This is a genomic window from Aquimonas sp. (assembly GCF_044377145.1).
In the GTDB taxonomy this organism is placed as follows: Bacteria; Pseudomonadota; Gammaproteobacteria; order Xanthomonadales; family Xanthomonadaceae; genus Aquimonas.
The window spans coordinates 50753-75808 of record NZ_JBILJQ010000015.1 but is presented as its reverse complement, the minus strand read 5'-3'; the positions used below and the strand labels follow the sequence as shown (position 1 = coordinate 75808).

The window sequence follows — 25056 nt, the reverse complement described above, 5'->3', positions numbered from 1 at the left end:
CTCGTTTCGTCGGACCGCATCCGATCCGGAAGAGGCCGCCGGAGCGGCCAAGCCAAACAACTTTACAGTGTGCACGCGACAAACCGCGGGTGCCGCCCCCCGAACCGGAATGATATGACAGGCCCTAGATCGATTTTTCGTGCGCTGGTTCTCGCTGCAATGCTCGTGCCGGCCGCGCAGGCACAATCCAACCGTCCCCCGCAGCCCGAAGTCGTGCGCGCCGAGCGAGCGCTGAACGCGGCGCTGGAGGCCGCAGCGGATCTGCATGCGCCCGCCGAGCTGCAGGCGGCCCAAGCGGCCTTGGCGGCGGCGCGGGACGCTGAATCCCGTCGCCGGCGGTCGGAAGCCGCCACACTCGGCCAACGCGCCGAGCTGGAAGCCCGGCTGGCCGAAGCGCGCGCCCACTCGCAGCGGCTGCGCGCAGAAGTGAGTGCGCGCAGCGAGGACAACGCGCGCCTGCGCCGCGATCTGCTTGATGGAGGCCTGCAATGAGGCGCATGACCGGTATAGCGGCGGGCATGTTGCTGGCCCTGCTTGTCGCGGACGCGCATGCCGCGCGGCCCGACCCTGAGCTCGAGCGGCTCCAGGCCGACCTGGCCGCGCTTGAACAGGATCCGAGCCTGCAGGGCAGGGCGCGGCTTGAAGTCGAACTGGCGCGGATGGCGGTTGCCGCAGTTGCCAAAGGCTCGCGACGGGCGCGCCCGCAGACCGTGTTCGCGGCCGAGCGCCGACTCGCCATTGCCGAGGCGGTCGCCGAGACCGAACTGCTGCGCGAGCAAGCGGTCCAGCTGGAACGTGAGCGCGACGGCATTCTGCTGGAGGCCAGTCGTCGCGAAGCCGAGGGCTTGCGACGTGAGGTCGAGCGTCTGCGTATCCAGAACCTGACCCGCGCCGAGGAGACCGAGCGCGCGCTTGAAGAAGTCCAGGCCGCACGGCTGGACAGCGAGCTGTCGACCGCGCAGGCCGAGCAGGCCCAGCGGCTGGCGGAGGCGCAGGCACTCCAGGCGCAATTGGCACGACGCGAGGCCGATCTGGCCGGTGCTGCGGCCGACAGCCTGCGCATGCAGCTGCAGAGCATGACCGCCAGCAGCGAGGCGCGTGGCCAGGTGATGACAATCTCCGGCGACGCCTTCGCCAGCGGCCGCCATCAACTGCGCCCCGAAGCACTCGAAAACCTGCAGAAGGTCATCGATCTGATCAATGCGAACCCGGGTGCAAGCGTGCTGATCGAAGGCCACACCGATAGCCAGGGCAGTGCCAATCTGAATCAGGCGCTGTCGCAACGGCGGGCTGAAGCGGTGCGGGAAGCGCTGATCCAGAAAGGTCTCGACGGCAGCCGCCTACGCGCACTCGGCCTGGGCAAGGACCGTCCGGTGGCTGACAACGGCAGTGCCGAGGGTCGCGCCCGCAACCGCAGGGTTGAGGTGATCGTCGAGAAGCGATAGCCCAAGCACACGCGAACCAAGGCACAGCGTGGGCTGACGCGGCCGAGGCCGCCGGAACAGGGGGGATCTGTCGCGCCGACGTGTCGGAAACGCCCTGACCCTGAACCGGCAGTGCAGCCCTGAAAACCGCGGTGACTTCGCTTGCGAGGGCGGGCATCGGGGAGTAGGGTCGAATCCGGGTGCGGCGGTTCCGCACCGGGATTCGCATGCATGAATCTGGCAGCAGCGCCCGGCACATCTGATCCAGCAGTTCGCGGTGTTTTGGCACCGGCGGGCTGCGGTTTCAGCCGCATCCAGCTCCCTTTCTGATCTGCCGCGCCCCGCCAGCTCCGCGCTGAAGCGGGGCGCGGCGTTTAGAGGGTTCGGCGGGTCCCCACCCCGGAGGACGTGCGATGTTTGAAGGTCAGCAGCCTGAAGTCGACAACCTGATGCAGCGGGATACTGAATTTCGCCAGCTCTACCACCGGCACCGACACCTCGACAAAAAGGTGCTCGACGCCGAGCTGGGAGTGCTGCCGATTGACGGCAATACGCTGCGTCAGATGAAGCGCGAGAAGTTTCAGGCAAAACAACAGCTTACCCGCATGTTTGAGCGACATCGGCTGAACTGAGTGCGGCGGCTGGAGTCCGATCGAAGCCCGGGGCGGCGTGGCAACACGCCGCCCCATTTCGTTCCGCGGCGGCGGCGCCAGCTTCACCTCACCCCACAGTGTGCTGCGGCTATGCTTGCGGACCTTCTCGTTTTGGAGCCGCACGATGCAGTACCGCCGCATGGGCAACAGTGGCCTGAGGCTGTCGGCGCTGTCCTTGGGTGCTTGGGTCACGTTCGGCGGTCGGGTCGGCCGCGGCGAGGCGCGCGAACTGGTCGCCCAGGCCTACGCCGCCGGCATCAATTTCTTCGACAACGCCGAGGTCTATGCGCGCGGCGAGGCCGAACGGGTGATGGGCGATGTCATCGCTGATCTGCGCCTGCCGCGCGATGGCTTCTGTGTCTCCAGCAAGGTGCTGTGGGGCAGCGTTGAAGACCCGCGTCCGACCCAGCAGGGCCTGTCGCGCAAGCATGTGACCGAGGCCTGCCATCAGGCGTTGAAGCGTCTGCGCGTCGAGTATCTGGACCTGTACCTCTGCCATCGCCCCGATCCGGAGACGCCGATCGAGGAGACCGTGCTGGCGATGGACAGTCTGATCCGTCAGGGCAAGGTGCTGTACTGGGGCACCTCGGAGTGGCCTGCCGAGTTGATCCGTCAGGCGCACAAGATCGCGCGCGCCGCGCACCTGCACGCGCCGAGCCTTGAGCAGCCGCAGTACAACCTGCTGCACCGCGAGCGGCTTGAGCTTGAGTACGCCCCGCTGTGCGCGGAACTGGGCATGGGCACCACGGTATGGTCGCCGCTGGCCTCAGGCGTGCTGTCCGGCAAATATCTCGACGGCATTCCGGCCGAAAGCCGCTTCACCGCGCCGGGCTACGAATGGCTGGCGCGCAAGCTTGACGAAGACTCAGAGCGCCGGCCGCGGCAGCTACGCGAATTCGTCGCGCTCGCCGCCGAGCTGAGCGCCACGCCCGCGCAGCTGGCGATCGCCTGGTGCCTTGCCAACCCACAGGTGTCGACGGTCTTGCTGGGCGCCTCGCGGCGTGAGCAGCTGGCCGAAAATCTGGGCGCGCTGGACGTGCATGCGCGCCTGGATGACAGCACTGTGGCGCGGATCGAATCGGTGTTCGCGCGCTGACCCCGGGCGGCACTCGAAGGCGCGTTTGGGGACAGTTCGCGCTTTGGCGATGCGGAGCGTGTGAGCCCGCAGCCGCATCAGCGACAATCGAGCCCCCGAGTTCCGCTTCGCCCTCGGCCCAAGCGGTGCGCGCTGCGTTAGGCAACCACAGGATTCCTGCGACATGCTGCTGATGATCGACAACTACGACAGCTTCACCTACAACCTCGTGCAGTACTTCGGCGAGCTCGGTGAAGAGGTGCGGGTGATCCGCAACGACGAGCTCGACGTGGCCGCGATCGCTGCGCTGCAGCCGGCGCGGATCGTGATCTCGCCGGGGCCCTGCACGCCGAATGAGGCCGGCGTTTCGCTTGAGGTGATTGAAAAGCTGGCCGGACAGGTACCCATCCTCGGCGTGTGTCTTGGCCACCAGGGCATCGGTCAGGCCTTCGGCGGCAAGGTCGTGCGCGCGGGGCAGATCATGCACGGCAAGACATCGTTGGTGCATCACCGCGGCGAAGGTGTGTTCAAAGGCCTGCCAAGCCCGTTCGAGGCCACCCGCTACCACTCGCTGGTGGTGGCGAAGGACAGCCTGCCGGACTGTCTGCAGATCACCGCGTGGACCGAGCATGCCGATGGCTCGATCGAAGAGATCATGGGGCTGCGGCATCGCCATCTGCCGATCGAGGGCGTGCAGTTCCACCCCGAGTCGATCCTCACCCAGCACGGGCATTCGCTGCTTGCCAATTTTCTTGGTCGTCCGGTGGCTCAGGCCGCCTGACTCGCACAAGGTTCAGCCCCATGTCGATTACCCCCCAGGCCGCTTTGCAGCGGACCATCGAGCATCGCGAGATCTTCCATGACGAGATGATCGACCTGATGCGTCAGATCATGCGCGGCGAGGTCTCGCCAGTGATGGCTGCGGGCATCCTCACCGGCCTGCGCGTCAAGAAGGAAACCATTGGCGAGATCACCGGCGCGGCGATGGTGATGCGTGAGCTGGCGGCCAAGGTGGATGTTCAGCCGCATCCCAACTTTGTCGATATCGTCGGCACCGGCGGCGATGGCGCGCACAGCTTCAACATCAGCACCGCCAGCATGTTCGTTTCTGCCGCCGCTGGAGCGCGCGTTGCCAAACATGGCAACCGCAGCGTGTCGTCGAAGTCGGGCAGTGCCGATGTGCTGGAGGCCTTGGGCGCGAACATCCAGCTGCAGCCTGACGCGGTCGGACGCTGTATCGACCAGATCGGGCTCGGCTTCATGTTCGCACCGATCCATCACCCGGCGATGAAGAACGTCGCCGCGGTGCGGCGGGAAATGGGCGTACGCACCATCTTCAATATCTTGGGCCCGCTGACCAATCCAGCCGGGGCGCCCAACATTCTGATGGGCGTGTTCCATCCTGATCTGGTCGGCATCCAGGTGCGCGTGCTGCAGCGCCTCGGCGCCAAGCATGCGCTGGTCGTCTACGGCCGCGACAACATGGACGAGATCTCACTTGGCGCGGCGACCCTGGTCGGTGAGCTACGCGATGGTGTGGTGCGCGAGTACGAGATCGAGCCCGAGGACTTCGGCCTCTCGATGGCCTCTTCGCGCAACCTGCAGGTGGCCAATGCCGAGGAATCGAAGCAGCGCCTGTTGGAGGCGCTGGACGACACGCCCGGCGTGGCCCGCGACATCGTTGCGCTGAACGCTGGCGCGGCGCTGTACGCGGCCGATGTGGTCGGCAGCATCGCCGATGGCATTGCGCTGGCGCGTAGCGCGATCAGCAGCGGCGCGGCGCGGCAGCGTCTGCATCTGTTCATCGACACCACGCAGGCGCTGGGCGCGGCTTAGACGCCCACCACGCTCGCCGCAATCGCGCAAGGCTGGATTCATGGCGCGCAAGCGGGCACGCTTGCGCCGCCGCTGCGGCCCAAGGCTTGCAGCCCCTTCCTAGTCCACGCACGCACGAAGACCACAGCCCATGGGCGATATCCTCCACCGCATCCTCGACCGCAAGCGCATTGAAGTTGCCGAGCGCGCCGAGCAGATTTCCTTGGCCGAGCTTGAGAAAGCCGCGCGCGCTGCGGCGCCTGCACGCGGCTTCCACGCTTCGCTGATGCGCCATGTCAAAGCCGGCGATGCCGCGGTGATCGCCGAGGTCAAGAAGGCGAGCCCCAGCAAAGGCGTGATCCGCCCCGACTTCTCGCCGGCGGACATCGCTCGCAGCTATGCGCGTGGTGGCGCGGCGGCGCTGTCAGTACTGACCGACGTCGATTTCTTCCACGGCTCGGACGATTACCTCACCCAGGCGCGCGAGGCCTGCACGCTGCCGGTGCTGCGCAAGGACTTCACCGTAGACCCATATCAGGTGTTCGAGGCGCGTGCGCTGAATGCGGACTGCATCCTGCTGATTGTTGCGGCGCTGGAAGATGCAGCCCTGAAAGAACTGTGCGAGATCGGGCGCAAGGTCGGCCTGGATGTATTGGTGGAAGTCCACGACGGCGAAGAGCTTGAGCGCGCGCTGAAGCTTTCGACGCCATTGATCGGCATCAACAATCGCAATCTGCATACCTTTGCGGTGTCGCTCGACACCACGCTCGACCTGATCTCGGCGGTGCCGAAAGATCGCCTGCTGATCACCGAGAGCGGCATCCGCACCGAGGACGACGTGATGATGCTGCGCGCCGAGGGCGTGCATGCTTTCCTGGTCGGCGAGACCTTCATGCGCGCGGAGGATCCCGGCGCCGAACTCGAACGCCTGTTCGGCTGAGGCGGTGAGCGTCGAGCACGGCCACCCTCGCGTGGTGGTGTTCGATTTCGACGGCACGCTTTTCGACGGCGACCTCGGCTTCGAGTGGCTGCGGTGGATGTTGCTGCGCTCGCCGTGGCGACTGGGTCTGGTGCTGCTCGCAGCGCCGCTGTGGCTGCCGCTGCTTCTGTTGCCGAACGGATTCAGCGCGGTGGCCGCGTGCTGCTTCTGGATCGCCACCCTGGGTGCCCCGCACACCGACTGCCGCGAGTTTCTCGATGCCCGTGGCGCTCAGCTGCGGCAGCGACTGTTTCCGCAGGCGCTCGCCGCCTTGGCAGCGCATCAGGCTGCCGGCGAGCGCGTGGTGATCGCGACGGCCGAGTTGCCCGCGCTGGTACAGGGCCTGCTGTCGGGGCTGCCACACGCCTGTCCGCCGGTGCTGGGCTCGCAGTTCGAGCGCGGTCGCTGGGCGCTGCGGCTGCGCCTGCATCTGTTGGGCGCACGCAAGCTCGATGCGTTGGACGCCGCCGGCTACGGCCGCCATTTCGCGCTGAGCTACACCGACAGCCTGCGCGACACGCCCTTGATCCTGAGCTGCGACTGCGCCGTGCTGGTGAATTTCGCACACGCTCGCCGCGCCCGGATCGAGCGGCATCTGGCTGCCCTTGGCGCGGCAACTCGTCTCGATTGGCGCGACTGGCGATGCTGAAGCGGTTGGATCGACGCGCAGACCGATCCGTGCCGGCGCGGGCCGGGCGAGGCTGGGCCGCCGTGGACGAATGCAGCCTCACCTCGACCGTGTTCCCGCCATCAGCCCGAGCCGTTCCGGCAAACCGCCCGGCTCGCGCCTAACTGTTGCCGCCCAGCCGGCCCAGTGCGGATTCACCTGCCGACGCCCTTCAGGCCCCACGCAAATCCGATTCGCGGACGACCCATCAAGGAGTTCTCATTGAGCGAGTTCTCGTCTCCCGCGGCCTGTTGTTTGGCGTGATTGCCAGCGCCCAAGCGGTGCCACGGTGGCCACATTTCCAGCGCGGCCAGCATCAGCTTCACCCAGCAGAATCTGCTCGACTGGGCGGACGCCAACATCGACTGGGGCAACCCGCCCAATGTCATCAATCTGGATTTCTACATCGCCGGCCACGCATCCCGTCAGGCCTGCCAGGTGTACAGCGCCCCGCCATGGCGTGCCGGGCGCTGGCCAGGTCATCGCACAGGCATTCGCGCCGCCCGGCTACACCAGCGGCAATGGCTACGGCATCGCCCAGGGCGTGAGCTTCCACTGTCGCAAGTGTTCGCCCTTGCCGGAGGCGGTTGTGCCCCGCGCAAGGAACGCTGAATCCGGCGCGGAAGCGTGCGAATCGAGGCGCCCGGCCCGCGGATGCGACCGGGCAAGCCATTGATTCGATAAGGATGATCATAAAATGATCCCCTGTTCTTCCCCGGATGGCGCTGGAGCCAGCCACACCGTCCGCGTTAGCGTGCCTGGTCCGTACCCCCGCAAGGAGCTCCCAATGTACATCCGGTCCGTTTTGACTGTTCTTCTGTTCTGTCTGAGTACGTTCGCCGCGGCGCACAGCGAGCTGCCGCACGAGCAATGGTGTACCGAGGGCGTTCCGACCGAAGTCGGCAGCTTCGAGCTGGTGTCTGCAGGCCTGGTGCGCGATCGCGAAGACGGCCGGGATCAGTGCCCGACCGGCAATCGTTTGGCCAAGGACTGCGGCCAGTTCATGGATGACTACGAAGACGTCGGTGAGCGCGCCAGAAGCATGTGCGCTGGCCTGAGCGGCCGCGGGCGTAGCCCAGGTGACATCGGCAGCACGATTGCGGTGGTGCGCTGGCCAGCGACCTACCTCGACCCGGCCCACCATCGCCTGTATCGCAGCGAGCACGGCCTGCGGGGTATCTGCGTGCGCTGTGAGGCGCGGCGTCTCCCGTTAGGGGCCGAGCCCAAGCGTTGAGCGGCTAGCGGGATGCCGGCGCGTTGCCGCCAGCCCGCGGGGCTTCAGTGCGCGGTCTCGCGAGTCAAGCGCAGGATCTCGTTCACCATCCGCTCGAGCTGCTGCCGCTGCTCCTCGCCGATCTGCACTTCTGACAGAAGAAAGTAGGCCGTGCGCAGCACCTCGCGCCAGCGCGGTCGGTCGGGCAGCGTTTCGAGGCTGAGATAGCGGTCCATCGCACGCACGCGCAGGCGACCGTCGTCGATGGTGATTCGCCAGATGCCGCTGGCTTCGGCCAGATCGATCCGGCCCTTGCGGGCCGCGCGCTCCCAGGTTTCCAGGCTGGCCCGCATCAGATTCACCAGCAACTGGCGGAACGCCAGCCGTTCCGCCTCCGGCGGCGTCGCCTCTAGGGTGGCGGCGTGAGCGGAGGTCGGGGATACAGGGGCGCCGGGCGCGGATGCCGTGGGCAGGGCATCCGTGGCTGCATCCGCTCGCGGCTGCTGCGGCTCGAACACCAGCACGCCGAGCTCCTCTTCCAGCGACAGGTGGCGACAGCGCACCACCATGCTGAGACCATTGCGCTCCAATGTGCGCTGCCCAAGATCCGCACCTTCAGTGTTCTGGCCGAGGCTGGCCGACTCGACCAGCGCCTGTGCCCAGTGTGCGAATTCAGGCTCCAGCGCCTGCGCCAGCGTGTGCCCCTGCAGTTGCGCCGGGGTTTCGCTCAACACGGTGGCAGCCGCGGAGGTTGCCGAGCGGATGTTGCCGGCCGCATCGAACACCAGTGCGGCGGCCTGCTGCTGATCAAGCAGCCAGGCCATCGAGCGCAGGTCGCTGCGCAGCAGCTCGGCCGCTCGGCGTGATTCGGCAATGCTGCGCTCCAGCGCCTGGCGTTCGGCGGCCGCCTGCAGGCGTTGCCGGTACTGCCGGGCCTGTGAATGGAATCCGAGTGCGGCCAATGCAATCAGCGCGAGGCCAGCCACCAGCACGGTGTCGAATCGACGCTTGGCCAACTCGGCGTCCTGACGCGCTGCCTCGGTCTCCAGCCGCTCGAGGTCGAAGCGAACGCGCAGGCCATCGAAGCGTTCGCCGTGGCGAGAGGCCGCGAGCGCTGAGGCGCTCTGCTGATGGGCGCGCAGGTGCTCGATGGCCTCCGGCAGGCGACCCAGCGTCTGTGCGAGGTCGGCCAACTGGGCCTGCGCCTGCACCACCTTGTCGGGATGGGCGCCGCGGTCCTGCTCCAGCGCCTCGGTGAGCGCAGCATAGGCAGACGCGCGGGCCGCATCATCTGAGGCCAGGCGTGCGCTGATCAGCTCGATCTGCAGAGCGCCCTGACGATTCAAAGGAGCCGCCTGCAGGCGCGCCTGCTGCAGCCACGCTCGCGCGTCGTCGATCGCGTCGGCATTGATTTCGAGTTCGGCGCGCTGCAGCGCCACCCGCAGCTGATCGCGCGGCGCCTTCACCTCGGCGTAGTGCGTCCAGGCTTGATCGAGCGCGCTGCGGGCGCCGGCCAGGTCGCCGCGCCGCTGTGCGAGCTTGGCCAGCTCTTCGAGGGTGTGATGCAGCAGCTGGGCCCGGTCGTTGCGGCGATGCTCCTTCAGCGCGCGCTGCAGGTAGCTGTCGGCGCGCTCAAGATCGCCGAGCTCCAGGTACAGGCTGCCGATGTTGGCGTACAGGGCGCCGAGTTGGGTATCGCCGCGGGCCTCGCCGAGGGTCAGGCTGGCCTCGAAGTGGCCGAGTGCGGCCGGGTGATTGCCCATGTGGCGATAGATGACGCCGAGGTCATTCTCACTGACCGCGAGCGCGCGGCTGTCGTCGGCCCCCCGCGCAATCGCCAGTGCCTCCAGAAAGTACCCGAGCGCCTGCACGGGCTGGCCTTCGCGGTAGGCGTTCAATCCCCGCCGCCTCGCCAGCCGATGCGCCGCCAGCGCATCGCCGACCCGCGACAGCAGCGTCACCGCCTGATCGAGCGCCGCTTTCGCGCGCGCTGATTCGCCCTGCTGCGACGCGAGCTCAGCGGCATGCATCCAGGCCTCGAAGGCGTTGTTGGCATCGCCCGCGACCGCAAGCGTGGATGCGGCCGTCTCGCAGCGAACCAACGCAACGGCCGGCTCGGCGCGGCGCAGTTCGCGGCAGTGCTCGAGCAGGTCGGAGTCAGCGCTTGCGGGTGCGCCAAGGCTGATTAGGCCCAGCACGAGTGCGGCGGTGCAGGGCCACACGAATAGACGATCCGCGCGCGAGCGCGAAACCTGCGGACGGCGTGGTGCGACAGTTGGCATCGGTTGAGGGCGCTGCATCGGGGGCAGCCATCGACCTTAGCACGGGCCGGCGAGACGTCCGAACAGTGGCCCCGGCGGTCAGTTCGTCGTCGAAGCCAACTGCCTCGCGCCGTCGATTTCCTGGTCCGGTGCTGTGGCAGGCAGTCTGAAGATCGCGCCGGGCCTCCGAGTTCAGTCGCCGATCAAGGCGTGGAAAATGAAGTGTTCCACCACCAGGCGCTCACCGATGCCGAGCTCGCAGAACTGCAGGCCGAAGCGGCGCTTGCCGACCTCGCCGTAAGTCTTGATGCCGCGCACGTCGCCGGTCAGGCTGAGCACGTGTTCTTCACCCGCAGCCACCAGCTTGAAGCCCAGGCGAAGCCGGTCCCCGCTGTCGGCCAGCTCGGGCGGAGCCTCGATCTGGCAGCCGCTGGCGCTGAGGTTCTTGAGTACTGCAGCCTGTGGGCGCGGCTCGTCTTTGACCGGTCGGCTCAGGTTGGCGATGCTGCAGATGATCTGGGTGTCGACGCGCTCGTGCTGGCGCATCACATGGAAGATCGCGGCCTCGGGGTAGCTGGTGACCACATAGGGGAAGGGCGTGAAATGGACCTTCAGCACCTTGGCCTCAAAGGTCGCCACACCGCTGGCGGTCAGCACGCGCACGAACAGCAGCTCGTTGTCGCGGAACGGCACCACATTGCCTTCGGCATTGAGGGCGCTGATCAGCACACCGCTGCCTTCAAGAAAGCCGGCCAGACGCAGGGCGACCCGCGGCCGATTGGTGGTGCTCAGAAAGTCGACGTAGAGCGTCTTGCCGGGGGTGAGCTTGAGCTCGCTCAGGCGACGGCTTTCGCGCGCGCTGCCGTCGGTAGCCACTTCGGATGCGTCGACGGGTGTTTCATGCGTGGTGCTGAAGGGGCGCGAAACCCGGGTGAGTTCGCCGCTGGCGAGGTAGAGACCCGGCTCATGCAGGGTGCTGAGCTGGCGCTCGGTTTCGATGACTTCGCCGGCGCGCAGCAGCAGCCGGCCGTGGACGTCGAACACCGCGTACGGCAGCGGGCTGCCGATCTTGATGTCGGTACGTTTGATCGGCTGCAGCGGCGTTTTCGGCATGGGGTATCCGGTGACAGAACGGGTCTACCTCGGCGCGCGCGCAGCGCGGCGAGCATCGCACAGTCGGAACCGGATGCAGTTTCCATGCCCCTGCTGCCGCGCAGGGATTCGTTGACTCAGCGGTTCTGTCCGTACACCACGACGGTCTTGCCGCGCGCATGCAGCACGCCCTGTTCTTCCAGCTGCTTGAGCACGCGGCCGGCCATCTCACGCGAGCAGCCGACGATGCGCGCGAGCTCCTGACGCGAGACGCGGATCTGGGTGCCCTGCGGATGGCTCATCGCATCGGGTTCGTCGCAGAGGTCAACCAGGGTGCTGGAGATCCGGCTGGTCACGTCCATGAATGCCAGACGGCTTGCCTTGCGGCTGGTGTGCATCAGGCGTTTGGTGAGCTGCGCACCGATGGCGTACAGGATGCGTGGGCATTCTTCCGACAGCGGGCCGGCGAACAGGGCCTGCAGGCGTTCGTAGCCGATCTCGGCCAGCTCACAGGCAGTGCGTGTGCGCAACAGCACTTCGCGCTGCGGCGCCGCCATGAAGATGCCGGTTTCGCCGATGAAGTCGCCGGGGTTGATATAGCTCAGTACCAGCTCGCGACCGTCTTCCTCTTCGGTCATGACGCTGAGCGAGCCCTGCACCACGTAGTACATGGTGCCGGCCGGATCACCGGGCCGGAACACGTCCGCGCGCGCCGGGTAGCGGCGTCGGTGGCAGTGGGCCAGGAAGCGCTCGATATGGATGGGCTCGGGCGCCAGCGAAGGCGGCGTCAGCTGACGCTTGAGCGCGGTCTGCAGCGAGAAGCTCGAGGGGACCATGTCTGACCTGAAATGCGATGGAGTTCAAAGATTAGCGCCGTCTTCAGGGCGCTTCAAATGCAATCTTGCGTCAGTTCGCACCGGTTTGTCTCCCGCTGTCACGCGCCCACCGCAACCTCCCGCGAGTTTGACCAAGGCCGCGGTTATGGCTTTCACGTGTTTGGTCCATACTATTCCGCTGATTCCAGCCGACTGGGGTCTGTCGCCGGCGAAGGCCAAAGGCCGCTCGCCAGTTCTCTATCCGCCCGCACCGGCCACCCGACCCAGGGGACTTCAAACGTGGTGAAACCACTGCCGCGCCTGAAGCTGCAAGGCTTCAACAATCTCACCAAGGCCCTGTCCTTCAATATCTACGACGTGTGCTACGCGGTCAGCGAAGAGCAGCGGCGTCGGTATATCGAGTACATCGACGAGGCCTACAACGCCGATCGCCTGACCCAGATCCTCACCGAAGTTGCCGAGATCATCGGCGCCAACGTGTTGAATGTTGCGCGTCAGGACTATGACCCGCAGGGCGCCTCGGTCACCATCCTCATCTCCGAGGAGCCGGTGATCGACAAGAAGGCGGCCGGTAAGGAAGTTCTGGCTGCCGCCGTGCGTGAGCACGAGGAAGTCGATGCCAGCGTGGTCGCGCATCTGGACAAGAGCCACATCACGGTCCACACCTACCCAGAGACGCATCCGCACAACGGCATCGCGACCTTCCGCGCGGATATCGATGTGGCGACTTGCGGGGTGATTTCACCGCTGAAGGCGCTGAACTACCTGATCGAGAGTCTGGAATCGGACATCGTGATCATGGACTACCGTGTGCGCGGGTTTACCCGTGACGTGCGGGGCACCAAGCACTACATCGACCATCGCATCAACTCGATCCAGGACTATCTCGCCAAGGGGATCAAGAATCGCTACGAGATGTTCGACGTGAACGTTTATCAGGAGAACATCTTCCACACGAAGATGCACGTCAAGGATTTCGACCTCGACACCTACCTGTTCGAGGAAAAGGCGAAGAACCTGTCGTTCAAGGAGCGTCTGCGCATCGAGGCCCAGCTGAAGCGCGAGATCGAAGAGCTGTTCCACGGCCGCAATCTCGACTGAACGCCCGCGAGGTTCGCGGCTGCAGTGATGACCAAGGGGCGCGGCCGAACAGGCCGCGCCCCTTGGCGTTGGCGGACTCAGCGTGTCGCCTCGCCACCCTGCCGCGGTGGAGAAGGCGCGACATAGCCGACCCCGACCAGCAGCAGGCCAACCGTGAGCACGGCACCGATGCCTGCCAGGTTGCCCAGGTAAGCGCGGTCGACCAGCACCAGCTTCAGCAGCACCACGCCCATCAGCACCGCACCGGCCAGCCAGATTGGATACTCGCCGCGCCGCGAACCCCGCACCCAGGCCCACACGCCGAGCACGGCCCACAGCACGCTCAGCCCACCTTGCGTCAGCGCGCTGTCGAAGATCGACGCTGACCACGCGAGGCCGCCGAAGTGGTGCACGCAGCGCAGCACCATAAGGCTGAGCAGGCTCAACGCGGCCAAGCCGACACCGACCCGCAGGGGTATCAGATCGGCGCGGTCCTCAGCTGGAATGCTGCGCCATGCAGCCAACAACAGACCCCACTGCAGCAACTCCAGCGGGTTGAGCAAGGGCAGATACGCCATCGGCGCGGGATCGGCTGACAGATACAGCGAGCCGATCCAGGCCATCGCCAACACCGCCAGCGCGATCGCATGCCAAGCACGCGCATAGCGCTGGAAGCGATCCGCCAGCGGCCAGGCCCATACGCCCGGCCGCAGCATCAATCCGGCCGCAAGCAGGGTCAGCGGCAGCAGCCCCAGGCTGAGGGTCCAGGCCTCGCCCAGTCCGGCGCGATCAGCGCGTTCGAAACTGTCGATGCCAAGCACCATCGCCAGCGTCGCCAGCACCGCGATGTGACCCAGACCAGTGAGGCGTGCCGGCGGCTCGCGCAGACAGTGCAGCGCAAACGCCGCCGAGCCGAGCCACAGCAGCCACACGCTCAGCCCGTTGCCATCCAACGGCGGTGCGCTGCTGTCGGCGAACACCAGCATCGCCAGTAGCGGCGCCAGCGCCAGTTGCGGCACCACCTGCCAGCTCAGACGTGCCCAGCCGGTCAGCCAGCGCAGTGCCGCCGCCAGGCTGGCAAACGTGGCACTGAAGGCGACCGCTGCCAAGGTCGAGTCGAGTGCGATCGGCGGCTTCCATACCAGATGCAGCCACAGTGCGCCGAGCCAGAAGCTGCCGAGCCCGAACAGCGCCCAGATCGCCAGCCGCTGTGGCTGCAGGCGCTCGTAGACATAGCTGCCCAGCAGGCCGGCGAACGCCAGCAGGACCACGCTGGTGCGCGTGGTGAGCAGGCCTTGCGGGTCCGACCACTGCCCGGCGTCGATCCGTTCAACCGCACCCAGAACGAAGGCGAGCCCGGCCAGGATCTGCAGGCATGCGCCGGCCAGCTGCGGCAGCGCGCGCTGCTGGCGTAGGCCGAGCCACATCGCACCCACTCCCTGCAGCGCCCAGACCATGGCGGTCTGCTCGGATGAGAATGCCAGCGGCACCGCGAGGGTGGCGAAACCGGCGGCGATCCAGGCGAAGCTCTCGCCCTGCAGGCGCGCGCGCTCGACGCGGATCAGCAGGGCGGCCAGCACGGCATACGCGATCGCTGCCAGCAGTGCAGCACGGGCGAGTGCAGGGCGATCGCCTTCCAGTAATCCAGACTGCAGCGAGAACGCCAGCAGCGGCAACCCAAAGGTTAGGCTGGCCTCGACGGCGCGGCTGGCGGCGGCACCCCGGCGCAGCGCGCCCAGCACGGTGATGCCGAGATAGAAGCCCCAGAAAAGCAGCAGGAAGAACTGGGTGCTGGCGTAGTCCTCCGCTGTATACGAGCGCAGCCCCCACAGGCTGCCGATAGCGAAGGTGAACGCGAAGCCCAGCAGGTTCAAGGGATACCAGTGGCGCCACCACGCGATCGCGAACACCGCAGCGTTGAGCACTGCGTAGTACGTGAACAGCGCGACATGATCACCGCTGCCGGTACTGATCAAGACCGGCCCCAGATAGCCGCCCAGAAAGCCGAGTACGGCCAGCCCGACCGCGCTCTGCACCACCGCCAGGGTGGCGGCCAATGCGACCAGCACCACCACCAGCACCAGCGCGGTCGCCGGCTGCATCAGCTCGTACAGACGAAAGCCCGCGAACACCTCCAGCAGCAGCACGCCGATGGCGCCGCCCTGCAGGGACAGCGAGAATGCGGGGCGCGAGCGGCGCTGGCTGAGCGCGAACACCAGCCCACCCAGCGCGGCGGCCGCAATCAAGCTGAAACGCCAGCCGATCGGCAGGTTGAAATAGCCTTGCTCAGCGGCATAACGGAGTGCGGCGGCGACGCCGGCAAACAGCACCAGAATGCCGAGCTTGACCGGTAGATTGCCGCCGAACAGCAGCGTGGCCAGGCGTTGGCCGAGGTCAGGGCCTGAGTCCTGCGCCGATCGACCGGGTGCAGTGCGCGTTGGCGGCACGACGCGCGACGGCGCGGGGCTGGCAGCCGCGGCGCTCGGCGCCTGTGCCGGTATCGGCGGTGGTGAAGCCCGCATGGCTGGCTCGGCTTCACGGGTATCGAGCGCAGGTGCCGCCGCTGCCACCGACTCCGACTCCGACTCCGACATCGGCTGAGCAGCCGTTGGCGCCACCCTGGAGGCTTGCATCAGCGCCTGCTTCACCGGGTGCGAGGGGGGCGGGTCCGCCGCGGCCTGAGCGGCCGCGCTCGCTGCCGCACGCGCTGCGGTATCGACCAGCTCGCGCGTGCGAGCCTGCTGCTCCACGCGTGCCAGCCGTTTCGACAGTTCCTGCTGCGCGCCAAGCAACCAGCCGGCGAGCGCTGCCAGCAACACGCTGATGAAGGATTCGCTGGCGAGCGCCAGCAGGCCGAACACAATGGCAAGACCCGCTTTCATGCACAGCTCCAGGTAAGACGCGCGCCGCCGATCGGGGGCGCGGGTTGCGGGAGTGTAGAGAACGTGAAGTCGCTCGCACAGCGGACATCGGGTCGTCTCGCTGGGGGGCGTCGCAGTTGCGACTACAGCCGGTAGGCGCCCAGCTTCATCAGGTGGCTGACCGCACGCATCAGCCGTGGAACTGGCGCCGGCAACTCACGTGCACCTGCATCCAGTGCGGCTTGCGCATGCTCGGCCTCCTCGGCCTGCATGCGCTGCAGAATCTGCCGGCTGCGGTGATCGCCTTCCGGCATCTGGCGCAAATGCTCCGCCAGATGCGATTCGACCTGGCGTTCAGTCTCAACAACGAAACCGAGGTTGTAGCCATCCCCGGCCAAGCCCGCGGCCATACCAATCGCATAGCTGCCGGCGTACCACAGCGGATTGAGCAGGCTGGCCCGGTCGTTGAGCTCGCGTAGACGTTGTCCACACCAGGCCAGGTGATCAGCTTCCTCCTGCGCTGCATGCAACAGATGCTGCCGCGTGGCTTCGTCGCGGGCGACCCGGGCCTGCCCAAGGTAGAGCGCCTGAGCGCAGACCTCGCCAGCGTGGTTGATCCGCATCAGTCCGGCCACGTGCCGACGTTGGGTCGGGTCCAATGCAGCTGATTGCGCATCCGCTGCAGGATTGGGTCGCGCCGGCAGCGTCGCATCGGTGGTGGAGGTCAGCAGGGCATGGTCGAGATCGGCGATCAGCCGATCCAGGCTCGACAGTTTGCGCAGCGTACTCACGGCAGGGCCTCGGCGATCAGTTCGAGCGGGTGGCGGATTCGGATTCCGGCAAGAGTGGCCGCAGCCTGCAGATGCAGTCGGCAGCCGATGTTGGTGGTCACCAGTGTAGTGGCGCCGGCTGCCAAGACCGCGTCGAGCAGCGGCTCGCGCAACGCATCCGCGCGCGCGGGGAACAGCAGCACATGCGCGCCGGCAGCACCGCAGCAGCCGGTATCGGCAAGCTCGTGGATCGCCAGCCCGGGAATGCACGCAAGCACCGCGCGCACGGTCTGCGCCGCCGCGGGCGTGCTGCGCTGTGTGCAGGGCAGATGCAGCGCGACGCGCTCATCGCTTGGGCGCAGTGCGAGAGCGCGGAAACTGGCATCTGCGCCCAGGAAGGCGAATACATCCTGCACCGGTGCCACGCTGCACAGCGCGGCGGCAAAGCCTGCGTGACAGCCGCAGGCGATGCTCAGCAGCGCCTGCGGCCGGCGCCCCTGCCAGAGTGCGCGCGCAGCGACGGCCTGCTGTTCGCATTGCTGCAGTCGGCCAGCGTGCCGTGCCAGTGATCCACAGCATGCGGCTGCAGTCGGCACGTCGACTGCATGGCCGCAGGCCTGCAGAACGCGCAGGGCCGCGGCGTGTGCGGCCGCGTCCAGACCGCCCGCGACGCAGCCGGTGAGCAGTCCAATGCCCACATCGGGTCGTTCGGAAACGACTGGCGCCGATGCAGAGCCAAGGATCGGTCGCAGTCGTCGCGGCAGCAGCGCACGCAGGGGTTTCAGTGCGCGTAGCACGCGGCCTGCAGCACGTGGTCGTCGACTCGCCCACAGCAGCGCACGCAAGCGCAGCGGTTCGGTTCTGCGTCGACGCAGTTCCGCGCGGGTCAGCGCCAGGATGTCGGAGTAACGCACCTGCGCCGGGCACACCCGCTCGCAGCGACCGCAGCCAAGGCAGTGGTCGAGCGCCGCGAACAGGCTGGCATCGAGACTGCCCGGCGAGCACGCCAGCGAGCGCGCGAGCATGATCCGCCCTCGCGGTGATTCGCTCTCCTGCGTAGCAACCTGATAGGTCGGGCAATGCGGCAGGCACAGCCCACACAGAACACAGGAGTCCGCCAGCTCGATCAGGCGCGCGAGAGAAGATTCAGGCTTGGGGCTGGCATCTGGAGACATTTGCAGTCAGAATACGCGGCTCCGCCAGGCCCTGCCTTGGCGGCAATCCCTGCGGTGCGCGCTTGCGTCACCCGGAAAAGGCCGCTATCCTTCGCGGTCTTTCGTCCTCGCATTCCCTTTGGGAGCTGTCATGAAGACCTTCAGCGCCAAGCCGGAGACCGTCAAGCGCGACTGGTATCTGGTCGACGCCAGCGGCAAGACGCTCGGCCGACTGTGCTCCGAGCTGGCCAGCCGCCTGCGCGGTAAGCACAAGCCCGTATTCACCCCGCATGTCGATACCGGCGATTACATCGTCGTGATCAACGCGGAAAAAATTGCCGTCACCGGTAACAAGCTTCAGGACAAGATGTATTACCGGTTCACCGGCTACATCGGCAACATGAAGTCCGAAACCCTCGGCCAGGCACTCGACCGCCACCCCGAACGCGCGATCGAGATCGGCGTGAAGGGCATGCTGCCGAAGAACCCGCTGGGTCGCGCGATGTTTCGCAAGCTCAAGGTCTACAAGGGCTCCGAGCATCCGCACACCGCCCAGCAGCCGCAGACGCTGGACATCTGAGACAGGATCTGACTGAACATGGCTCTCAACCAGAACTACGGCACCGGCCGCCGCAAATCCTCCACCGCTCGCGTGTTCCTGCGCAACGGTAGCGGCGCCATCATCGTCAACGACAAGCCGCTCGACCAGTACTTCGGTCGCGAGACGGCCCGCATGATTGTCCGCCAGCCGCTTGTGCTGACCGAGATGTCGGAGAAGTTCGACATCCTCGTTACGGTTGCCGGCGGCGGCACCACCGGGCAGGCCGGTGCGATTCGCCTCGGCATTTCCCGTGCTCTGGTCGAGTACGACGAAGCCATGCGTTCGCCGCTGCGCCGGGCCGGGTTCATGACCCGCGATGCTCGCGAAGTCGAGCGCAAGAAGGTCGGTCTGCACAAGGCACGCCGCGCGACCCAGTTCTCGAAGCGCTAAAGCTTTTGCTGTATCTTTGCCGCCCGCGCGCGGCAAGAGCGATCCGGTTTTTGGGGGATCGTCTAACGGTAGGACTGCAGACTCTGACTCTGCCTATCTAGGTTCGAATCCTAGTCCCCCAGCCAATCGAAAGGCCCGCGCATGCGGGCCTTTTGTTTTTGCGGCCAGATTTGACCGCTCCTGCATGTTGCTCGCCTGGTGGACTTGCGGTGGGCTGCCGCGCCGCAGCAGTGCTCTCGCAAGATCTGCTTACAGTCGCGCTGCTTTCTCACCGACGGCACATCGCCTCGGGCCTATAGCTCAACGGTTAGAGCAGGGGACTCATAATCCCTCGGTTCCAGGTTCGAATCCTGGTGGGCCCACCACTTCGGAACTTGCCGTCGCTGACGCGCTGCACAGCGAGGCTGCATGCCCCCACTGTGCAATGGCCGTCGCTGCCACTCGGCACCATCTCCACGGAGCCGCGAGCTTTGTCAGTGCTCGTCCTTGCGCATTCCTCGCGTTGCCTTGGGCGCAGATTTGTCCGCCAGCATCGCGCGCAGCTCCTGCAGTGTTTCTTCCAGCCAGCCGCGGGTGCGATCGCTGTGCAGCCAGGTCAGCAGGGCCTGTTGGTCTGCTTCGGGCCACGGACAGTCAGGGCTGCCGATGTCCCTGATGCTAACCTCGCTCAGATACGGCTCGCCCTGATCGGGCTCATCGGCGCTCGGTGGCGCACTGCCGTCGGCGTACTCGATCAGGTCGATCAAGTCGTGCAGATCATCGGGCGCTTGAGCGTTCAGGAGAACTTCGCTCAAGGCTGCGAATTCAGCCTGTTCGGCCCAGTCGTACAGACGGTCCTGGCTGATGCCGATGTGGCGGCCGCTGGGTAGTTGGGGCATGGGCGTTCCTTGCAAGGGTAATGGGTCTGCGCAACTCGGCACGCGCGCGGTGTCGTCTGCGCCGACGATTGTGTCGCATCTGCGGCGTGTCGCAGCCAACAGACGAGATGATGCTCGAAGTGCTGCGTGGCTGCGCACCCGGCGATCGCTGAGTTCACGCAACGGTGACGGTCAGCCGCAGCGACGCTGCACTCCAATCGCACTGCGCGCCCAACACCTCGGCGCGAGCGCTGCCCTCAGCACGCCAGGCGGTGGGCAAGGCTGCGCCATTGAGATCGGCGTCCAACTGCAGTTGCCCATGGGACACGGTCAGGCTGCAGCGCAGTTCCGCGTCACGCGGGCAGGCCTCTGCCAGGCTTTGGCTCAGGCGGAACACGCTGATTTCCACGGTCGCGGGAAGCTTGGGCGGTAGCGCGCTGATCTCAAGCTTCAGCCGCAAACCGCGTCGACTGGCGATTTGATCGAGGCTGGACCGGAGCGCAGCTTCCAGTCCGATCTCATCCAGCAGCGGGGGGCGCAGCCGGATTGAAAGGGCGCGCACGCGCTCCAGTGCGGTGCGCACGCAATCCGCAACGCCGGCCACCTCATCCGCGGGCAGGCCCTCGGCGGCGAAGAACTGCAGGGTCAACAGGGCGGCGGTCAGGTCCTGGCCGATCTCGCTATGCAGCTCGTGGGCGATACGCTGGCGCTCGCGTTCCTCAACGGCGATCAGCTCCACCAAGCGTGTATGTGGGTCGATTGCGTTCGAGCCTGACATCGTTCGAGCGTTAGCCGGGCATGGGGCAGGCAAGGCTAGCATCGGCGCGCGCCGGCAGGCTGAGTTTTGCGCGGGCGCAAACGCTCGAAGCATTGAGTGACCACGAGTGGGCGCACGCCCGGGACTCGGCGGACTCGCGCTGCCCTCCGCCCTGATGCCCAGGAGTCAGTCAATCCACCTGCGGCGGCCTCACGCTATCCCGAATCCCGGCCGCGTCGGTATCAGAACAAATCCACTCCACCCGCAGCCATATCCGTCTGCGAGACCGGCTTGTGCGCGACCGGCTGCCAGTTGTCACGAAGTTCGCGCACGCGCTTGTGCAGGGCGGTCAGGGCTTCGAGTTTGCCGCGACTGCTGCCGCCGCCGGTGCTGCTCAGCAGTTGCTGCAGGCCGGTGGCGTCACGGTTGATGGCTTCCAGGCGTTCGAGGTGCTTCTCGGCGGCGCCAAGCGCCTGAGTGACGATGTCCTCGAACTGCAGCGAGCGCACTGCCTCGGCCACAGACTGGTCGATCACGCGGGCGCTGCTGGCCACTTCGCTGATGCCGGCGGTCAGGCTGTCGTTGATTTCCTCCACCTGCGAGAACAGTTTGGCGGCTTCGTGCTTGGCCTGGTTGCTGCGACTTTGATCGCGGGTGGCCATGCTGGACACGGTGTCGCGCACCTTGTGCACAGCATCCTTTGAACTGTTCGCCAGCTTGCGGATCTGCTCGTTGAAGCTGGTCGAGCGCTCCGACAGGCTGCGTACTTCATCGGCGACCACCGCAAAGCCACGGCCTGCTTCACCGGCGCGCGCGGCTTCGATGGCGGCGTTCAAGGCCAGCAGGTTGGTCTGGTCGGCGATCGATTTCACGTCTTCCAGCAGGGCGAAGATGCCTTCCAGATGCTGGGTCATCGCGTCGATGTGATTGACCGTGATCGCGCTCTGCTCGCTGACCTGCTCCAGCGCCGAGGTCAGGTCGCCCATGTGGCGGCTGGCCTCGGAGGCGAAACGCCGCACGTCGATGCTTTTGCCTTCGCTGCTGCGGTCGACGATTTTGGCCAGGGTCTGGGTCTGATGTCGGGCGGTGGCATTCATGGTCTGGAAACTGTCGGCCAGTTTGCTGACTGACTGGTTCAACAGCGTTCGCGTGCGCCGGATCTCCTGCTGTGAGCCGGAGACCTCACGCGAAACGAACTCGCGCAGCTCGCCGAGCAGTTGGTCCTGCTCTTTCAGCAGGCGTGATTCGTCGGGCGACAGCGCATGTGCGTAGCTGGCGAACCACCAGCCGAAGGCGCCCCAGGCAAGGAACATCGTGGTCATCAGGGCGAGGTTGATGCCCTGCGGCCAGTCGACGAATTGCGCGATGACGAGGGCGATGCTCAGCAGCAGCGCGGGTGTCATGCGGATCAGGATTCCGGTGTGCATATTCGATGCTTCCTTTGACTCGTGCAGTTATCGGCAGGTCAGCGCAGTGCTTGAATCGGACGGACGCGCGGAGCCCGGCGAGGTCGACGGCAATCGTTCTGCAAGCGGCGTTCCATCGCGGCGTGGGCGGGCTTCATGGGCTGCGCCGACGCTCGTCTGCGGCGAGTTCGAGCAGGCGGCCGGCAATCCGGTTCAGCGGCAGGATCTCATCGACGCCCCCCTGTTTGACCGCAGCACCGGGCATGCCCCACACCACCGAGGTGGCCTCGTCCTGGGCCAGGGTGGGAATGCCAACCTGGTGCATCTCCAGCATGCCTGCGGCGCCGTCACTGCCCATGCCGGTCAGAATCGCCGCCACCGCATTGCGGCCGGCAGACGCCGCGACCGAACGGAACAGCACATCGACACTGGGCTTGTGCCGGCTGACCGGTGCGTCATCGCCGATCCGGCACAGCCAGCGCGCGCCGCTGCGCTCGATTCGCAGGTGATATCCGCCGGGGGCGATATAGGCATAGCCGGGCATCACCTGCTGGCCGTCTTCGGCCTCGCAGACCGCCATCGGCGAACAGCGATTCATGCGTTGCGCAAACGCTCGGCTGAACTCGGCCGGGATGTGTTGGGTGATAACAATGCCCGGTGCGTCGGGCGGCATCATCTCCAGCACCACCCGGATGGCTTCGGTGCCGCCAGCGGAGGCGCCGATTGCGATCAGCCGGTCAGTGGTGCGGAAGCCGGCGGCGCCGCGTGCTTTCGGCCGTTCGGCGCCGCGTGCGGGTGCCGAGCGTGCCTGCACGCGCGCGCCGGCCGCGAACTTGACCTTGGCCGCCAGCTCGCCGGCGTACTCCGTCAATCCTTTGGCGACTTCGAGCTTCGGCTTCGTCACGAAATCGACGGCACCCAGGCTGAGTGCATCCAGGGTCACTTCGGCGCCGGCCTCGGTCAGTGATGACACCATCACCACCGGCATCGGCCGCAGGCGCATCAGGTTTTCGAGGAAGGTCAGGCCGTCCATCCGCGGCATCTCGACATCGAGTGTCAGCACGTCCGGGCTGAGCAGCTTGATCATGTCGCGAGCGACAAAGGGATCCTGCGCGGCGCCGACTACCTCGATGTCGGGGTCTTCGCTCAGCACGCGGGTCAGGACCTGGCGCACCAGGGCCGAGTCGTCGATGATCAGTACGCGAATGGCCATTAGTCGAACAACTCCACGCCGCCCGCCGCTGGCTGCTGTCTGAGCTGGTTGCGGTAAGCGATTTCTTCAGTGGCCACCGTGGTGTCGTGCGCGTGCGGCAGGCGCCGCACCAGCACTTTACCGGTGGAGGGGATGTACCAGACCTTGCGCGGATGGATGCTGCCCAGATCCTGGGCGACCACCGGGATGCGCTCGGCCTTCAGGTAGGCGATCACGAATTCGGCATTGCGAGTGCCGACCGGATTGGTGGTGAAACTCTTCAGCACATTGCCGCCGCCGAACACCTTGGCCTCGATGCGCTCGCGGCGCGCGCCGGCTTTCAGCAGTTCGTTGATCAGCAGCTCCATCGCATAGCTGCCGTAGCGCGCTGAGGTGTCCTCGGCGCTGCCGTCGGGCAACATGAAGTGGTTCATGCCGCCGATGCGCAGCACCGGGTCGCGCATGCAGGCGGCCACGCAGCTGCCGAGCACGGTCGATAGCGCGATCTCTTTCGAGGTCACCACGTAGTCGGCGGGCATCAGTTTCAGCGCGTCCATCTGCAGCTGGACATCGAAGTAGGGCATCGGACCCTTCATGACCCGCGCAGGGACGCTCATGCACCCGGCTCCCGGCGATCACTCGGCACATAGATGGTGCGGCCGAGGTTCTTGAACAGGTCGGCGGCGTGGAAGAAGCTCTCCGAGTGCCCGGCGTACAGAAAGCCAGTCGGTTCCAGCAGGGGCTTCATCCGCGCCAGGATCGCGCGCTGGGTCGGCTTGTCGAAGTAGATCATCACGTTGCGGCAGAAGATCGCCGCGAATGGGCCGCGCAGTCCGTAGCTCTCGTGCAGCAGGTTCAGCGGCGCGAAATCGATCAGCGCCTTCAGCGCCGGATTGACCCGCACCTTGCCCGAGTTGGCGCCGGTGCCACGCTGGAAGAAGCTGCGCTTGCGCTCGGTCGACAGACGTTCGATGCGCTCCAGCGGATAGACCCCGCGCTCGGCGGTGGCCAGCACCTGGGTGTCGATGTCGGTTGCGATGATCGACACCGGCGGTGAGAGCGTGCCGAAGGCCTCGCAGGCGGCGATCGCGATCGAGTAGGGCTCTTCGCCGGTGGAGGCCGCCGAACACCAGATCTGCACGTTGCCGCCGGCCTTGCGCATGCTTGGCAGGTGCTCGCGCAGATGATCGAAATGGTGCTCCTCGCGAAAGAAGCTGGTCAGGTTGGTGGTCAGCGCATTGACGAACGATTGCCACTCATCGCCGCTGTCGCCGTCGCGCTCCAGAAAATTCAGGTAGTCGGAGAAGTTCTCCAGCCCCAGCGCGCGCAGCCGCCGCGAGATCCGGCTGTAGACCATGTCGCGCTTGCTGTCGGCCAGGGCGATGCCGGCGCGGGCGTGGATCAGGCTGCAAACCCGGCGGAAGTCGCGCTCTGAGAACTCGAACTCGCGCTGGCTCTCGATCGTCTCGTTGCTCATCGGGCGCGAACACCTGGGTCTGGCCGGGGGGCCGTGCAGGCCCGTGTTGAATCGATGCAGCAAGGCGTGTGCCGCGCGCGGATGGCGGGATTACGCCGGTGGCTCTTGGGGGAATGGGGAATGGGAAATCGTTCCAGACCTGCCGGGTGACGGAGGTGGTGGCTCCGGGTGGCGGGGTGTGGTGGGCCTGGTGGGTTGGGACTCACGCCATGGCGCCCGGATCACATCGCTCGCATACCGATGTGGGATTCCCAAGCGGGATTGACTGCGTTTTGGCGGATGCTTGCGCCATGCGGGGGCTTGGCAGTCGGGACTGCTTCGACACTTGGCTGGATTGGGGGCTGCGCTTTGGCCGAACCCTCTCCCCAACCCCTCTCCCGTGGGGAGAGGGGCTCAGGCGCAGACCACTGCAACGCGGTGCTTGAAGCTCCCCTCTCTCTGTGGGAGAGGGGCAGGGGGAGAGGGTTCGGGAGCCCTCAGGCTTCGCCTAGGAACA

Annotated in this window: 25 protein-coding genes and 2 tRNA genes; 14 read left to right on the top strand and 13 right to left on the bottom strand. The window is 66.4% G+C overall.

Annotation, left to right across the window (positions count from 1 at the left end; translation table 11 throughout):
• The first annotated feature begins 159 nt into the window (after nt 1-159).
• The 8 genes from ACIQ7H_RS07095 (at nt 160) to ACIQ7H_RS07060 (ending at nt 6595) form a co-directional block, all read left to right on the top strand.
• A complete protein-coding gene (locus ACIQ7H_RS07095) occupies nt 160-492 on the top strand; it encodes a DUF4398 domain-containing protein (protein ID WP_395789828.1) in 333 nt (110 codons plus the stop codon).
• Nucleotides 489-1445, top strand: a complete 957-nt coding sequence (locus ACIQ7H_RS07090) for an OmpA family protein (protein ID WP_395789826.1) — start codon at nt 489-491, stop codon at nt 1443-1445. The genes ACIQ7H_RS07095 and ACIQ7H_RS07090 overlap by 4 nt, the downstream gene beginning before the upstream one ends.
• Before the next feature lie 392 nt (nt 1446-1837).
• The gene (locus ACIQ7H_RS07085; protein ID WP_395789824.1) at nt 1838-2056 is read left to right on the top strand and encodes a YdcH family protein; all 219 of its coding nucleotides are present in this window, start codon (nt 1838-1840) and stop codon (nt 2054-2056) included.
• 145 nt (nt 2057-2201) lie between these two features.
• Nucleotides 2202-3173, top strand: coding sequence for an aldo/keto reductase (locus ACIQ7H_RS07080; protein ID WP_395789822.1), 972 nt, complete (start codon nt 2202-2204; stop codon nt 3171-3173).
• Nucleotides 3174-3336: 163 nt separating this feature from the next.
• Nucleotides 3337-3933, top strand: a complete 597-nt coding sequence (locus tag ACIQ7H_RS07075) for an anthranilate synthase component II (protein WP_395789820.1) — start codon at nt 3337-3339, stop codon at nt 3931-3933.
• Nucleotides 3934-3953: 20 nt separating this feature from the next.
• Nucleotides 3954-4988: an anthranilate phosphoribosyltransferase gene (gene trpD, locus ACIQ7H_RS07070; RefSeq protein WP_395789818.1), complete on the top strand. Its 1035-nt coding sequence runs from the start codon at nt 3954-3956 to the stop codon at nt 4986-4988.
• A 130-nt stretch (nt 4989-5118) separates the two neighbouring features.
• Entirely contained in the window at nt 5119-5907 is a 789-nt protein-coding gene (trpC, locus tag ACIQ7H_RS07065) for an indole-3-glycerol phosphate synthase TrpC (RefSeq protein WP_395789816.1), read from the top strand.
• A 4-nt stretch (nt 5908-5911) separates the two neighbouring features.
• Nucleotides 5912-6595 carry a haloacid dehalogenase-like hydrolase gene (locus ACIQ7H_RS07060; protein ID WP_395789814.1) on the top strand — a complete coding sequence of 228 codons (684 nt, stop codon included), beginning with the start codon at nt 5912-5914 and terminating at the stop codon, nt 6593-6595.
• A 173-nt stretch (nt 6596-6768) separates the two neighbouring features.
• Here ACIQ7H_RS07060 and ACIQ7H_RS07055 read toward each other — a convergent pair whose 3' ends face one another.
• Nucleotides 6769-6939 (bottom strand): hypothetical protein, encoded by a 171-nt coding sequence (locus tag ACIQ7H_RS07055; RefSeq protein ID WP_395789812.1) that lies wholly within the window; start codon nt 6937-6939, stop codon nt 6769-6771.
• Between the two features lie 461 nt (nt 6940-7400).
• Here ACIQ7H_RS07055 and ACIQ7H_RS07050 point away from each other — a divergent pair, with 461 nt between their 5' ends.
• Complete coding sequence (locus ACIQ7H_RS07050; RefSeq protein ID WP_395789810.1) at nt 7401-7847, top strand: hypothetical protein; 447 nt, start codon at nt 7401-7403, stop codon at nt 7845-7847.
• 44 nt (nt 7848-7891) lie between these two features.
• Here the strand turns inward: ACIQ7H_RS07050 and ACIQ7H_RS07045 are convergent, their stop codons facing one another.
• The 3 genes from ACIQ7H_RS07045 to crp form a co-directional block, all read right to left on the bottom strand.
• Entirely contained in the window at nt 7892-10048 is a 2157-nt protein-coding gene (locus ACIQ7H_RS07045; RefSeq protein ID WP_395789808.1) for a tetratricopeptide repeat protein, read from the bottom strand.
• 231 nt (nt 10049-10279) lie between these two features.
• Nucleotides 10280-11200: a flagellar brake protein gene (locus ACIQ7H_RS07040; protein WP_395789806.1), complete on the bottom strand. Its 921-nt coding sequence runs from the start codon at nt 11198-11200 to the stop codon at nt 10280-10282.
• 116 nt (nt 11201-11316) lie between these two features.
• Nucleotides 11317-12015 (bottom strand): cAMP-activated global transcriptional regulator CRP, encoded by a 699-nt coding sequence (crp, locus tag ACIQ7H_RS07035; RefSeq protein WP_395789804.1) that lies wholly within the window; start codon nt 12013-12015, stop codon nt 11317-11319.
• A gap of 279 nt (nt 12016-12294) precedes the next feature.
• Here crp and speD point away from each other — a divergent pair, with 279 nt between their 5' ends.
• Nucleotides 12295-13116 (top strand): adenosylmethionine decarboxylase, encoded by an 822-nt coding sequence (gene speD / locus ACIQ7H_RS07030; protein ID WP_395789802.1) that lies wholly within the window; start codon nt 12295-12297, stop codon nt 13114-13116.
• A 77-nt stretch (nt 13117-13193) separates the two neighbouring features.
• Here speD and ACIQ7H_RS07025 read toward each other — a convergent pair whose 3' ends face one another.
• The 3 genes from ACIQ7H_RS07025 to ACIQ7H_RS07015 all read right to left on the bottom strand — a co-directional run bounded on the left by ACIQ7H_RS07025 (nt 13194) and on the right by ACIQ7H_RS07015 (nt 17901).
• Entirely contained in the window at nt 13194-15977 is a 2784-nt protein-coding gene (locus tag ACIQ7H_RS07025) for a DUF2339 domain-containing protein (RefSeq protein WP_395789800.1), read from the bottom strand.
• Between the two features lie 122 nt (nt 15978-16099).
• On the bottom strand, nt 16100-16747 hold the full coding sequence (gene coq7, locus ACIQ7H_RS07020) for a 2-polyprenyl-3-methyl-6-methoxy-1,4-benzoquinone monooxygenase (RefSeq protein WP_395789798.1): 648 nt from the start codon (nt 16745-16747) through the stop codon (nt 16100-16102).
• A complete protein-coding gene (locus ACIQ7H_RS07015) occupies nt 16744-17901 on the bottom strand; it encodes a (Fe-S)-binding protein (protein WP_395789796.1) in 1158 nt (385 codons plus the stop codon). Before ACIQ7H_RS07015 ends, coq7 begins: the two co-directional genes overlap by 4 nt.
• Nucleotides 17902-18031: 130 nt before the next feature.
• Between ACIQ7H_RS07015 and rplM the strand changes: the two genes are divergently transcribed.
• The 4 genes from rplM (at nt 18032) to ACIQ7H_RS06995 (ending at nt 19236) form a co-directional block, all read left to right on the top strand.
• Complete coding sequence (gene rplM / locus ACIQ7H_RS07010; protein ID WP_395789794.1) at nt 18032-18460, top strand: 50S ribosomal protein L13; 429 nt, start codon at nt 18032-18034, stop codon at nt 18458-18460.
• 18 nt (nt 18461-18478) lie between these two features.
• Nucleotides 18479-18871 carry a 30S ribosomal protein S9 gene (gene rpsI, locus ACIQ7H_RS07005; RefSeq protein ID WP_395789792.1) on the top strand — a complete coding sequence of 131 codons (393 nt, stop codon included), beginning with the start codon at nt 18479-18481 and terminating at the stop codon, nt 18869-18871.
• A 51-nt stretch (nt 18872-18922) separates the two neighbouring features.
• A tRNA-Gln gene (locus tag ACIQ7H_RS07000) sits at nt 18923-18996 on the top strand.
• 164 nt (nt 18997-19160) lie between these two features.
• A tRNA-Ile gene (locus ACIQ7H_RS06995) sits at nt 19161-19236 on the top strand.
• A gap of 108 nt (nt 19237-19344) precedes the next feature.
• Here the strand turns inward: ACIQ7H_RS06995 and ACIQ7H_RS06990 are convergent.
• The 6 genes from ACIQ7H_RS06990 to ACIQ7H_RS06965 form a co-directional block, all read right to left on the bottom strand.
• Complete coding sequence (locus tag ACIQ7H_RS06990) at nt 19345-19749, bottom strand: hypothetical protein (protein ID WP_395789790.1); 405 nt, start codon at nt 19747-19749, stop codon at nt 19345-19347.
• Nucleotides 19750-19903: 154 nt separating this feature from the next.
• Nucleotides 19904-20506 (bottom strand): sensor histidine kinase, encoded by a 603-nt coding sequence (locus ACIQ7H_RS06985; RefSeq protein ID WP_395789788.1) that lies wholly within the window; start codon nt 20504-20506, stop codon nt 19904-19906.
• Between the two features lie 221 nt (nt 20507-20727).
• Complete coding sequence (locus tag ACIQ7H_RS06980) at nt 20728-21471, bottom strand: methyl-accepting chemotaxis protein (protein WP_395789836.1); 744 nt, start codon at nt 21469-21471, stop codon at nt 20728-20730.
• 574 nt (nt 21472-22045) lie between these two features.
• Nucleotides 22046-23104, bottom strand: coding sequence for a chemotaxis response regulator protein-glutamate methylesterase (locus tag ACIQ7H_RS06975; RefSeq protein WP_395789786.1), 1059 nt, complete (start codon nt 23102-23104; stop codon nt 22046-22048).
• Nucleotides 23104-23700 (bottom strand): chemoreceptor glutamine deamidase CheD, encoded by a 597-nt coding sequence (gene cheD / locus ACIQ7H_RS06970; protein ID WP_395789784.1) that lies wholly within the window; start codon nt 23698-23700, stop codon nt 23104-23106. The genes ACIQ7H_RS06975 and cheD overlap by 1 nt, the downstream gene beginning before the upstream one ends.
• Nucleotides 23697-24560: a CheR family methyltransferase gene (locus ACIQ7H_RS06965; RefSeq protein ID WP_395789782.1), complete on the bottom strand. Its 864-nt coding sequence runs from the start codon at nt 24558-24560 to the stop codon at nt 23697-23699. Before ACIQ7H_RS06965 ends, cheD begins: the two co-directional genes overlap by 4 nt.
• Nucleotides 24561-25056 lie beyond the last annotated feature (496 nt).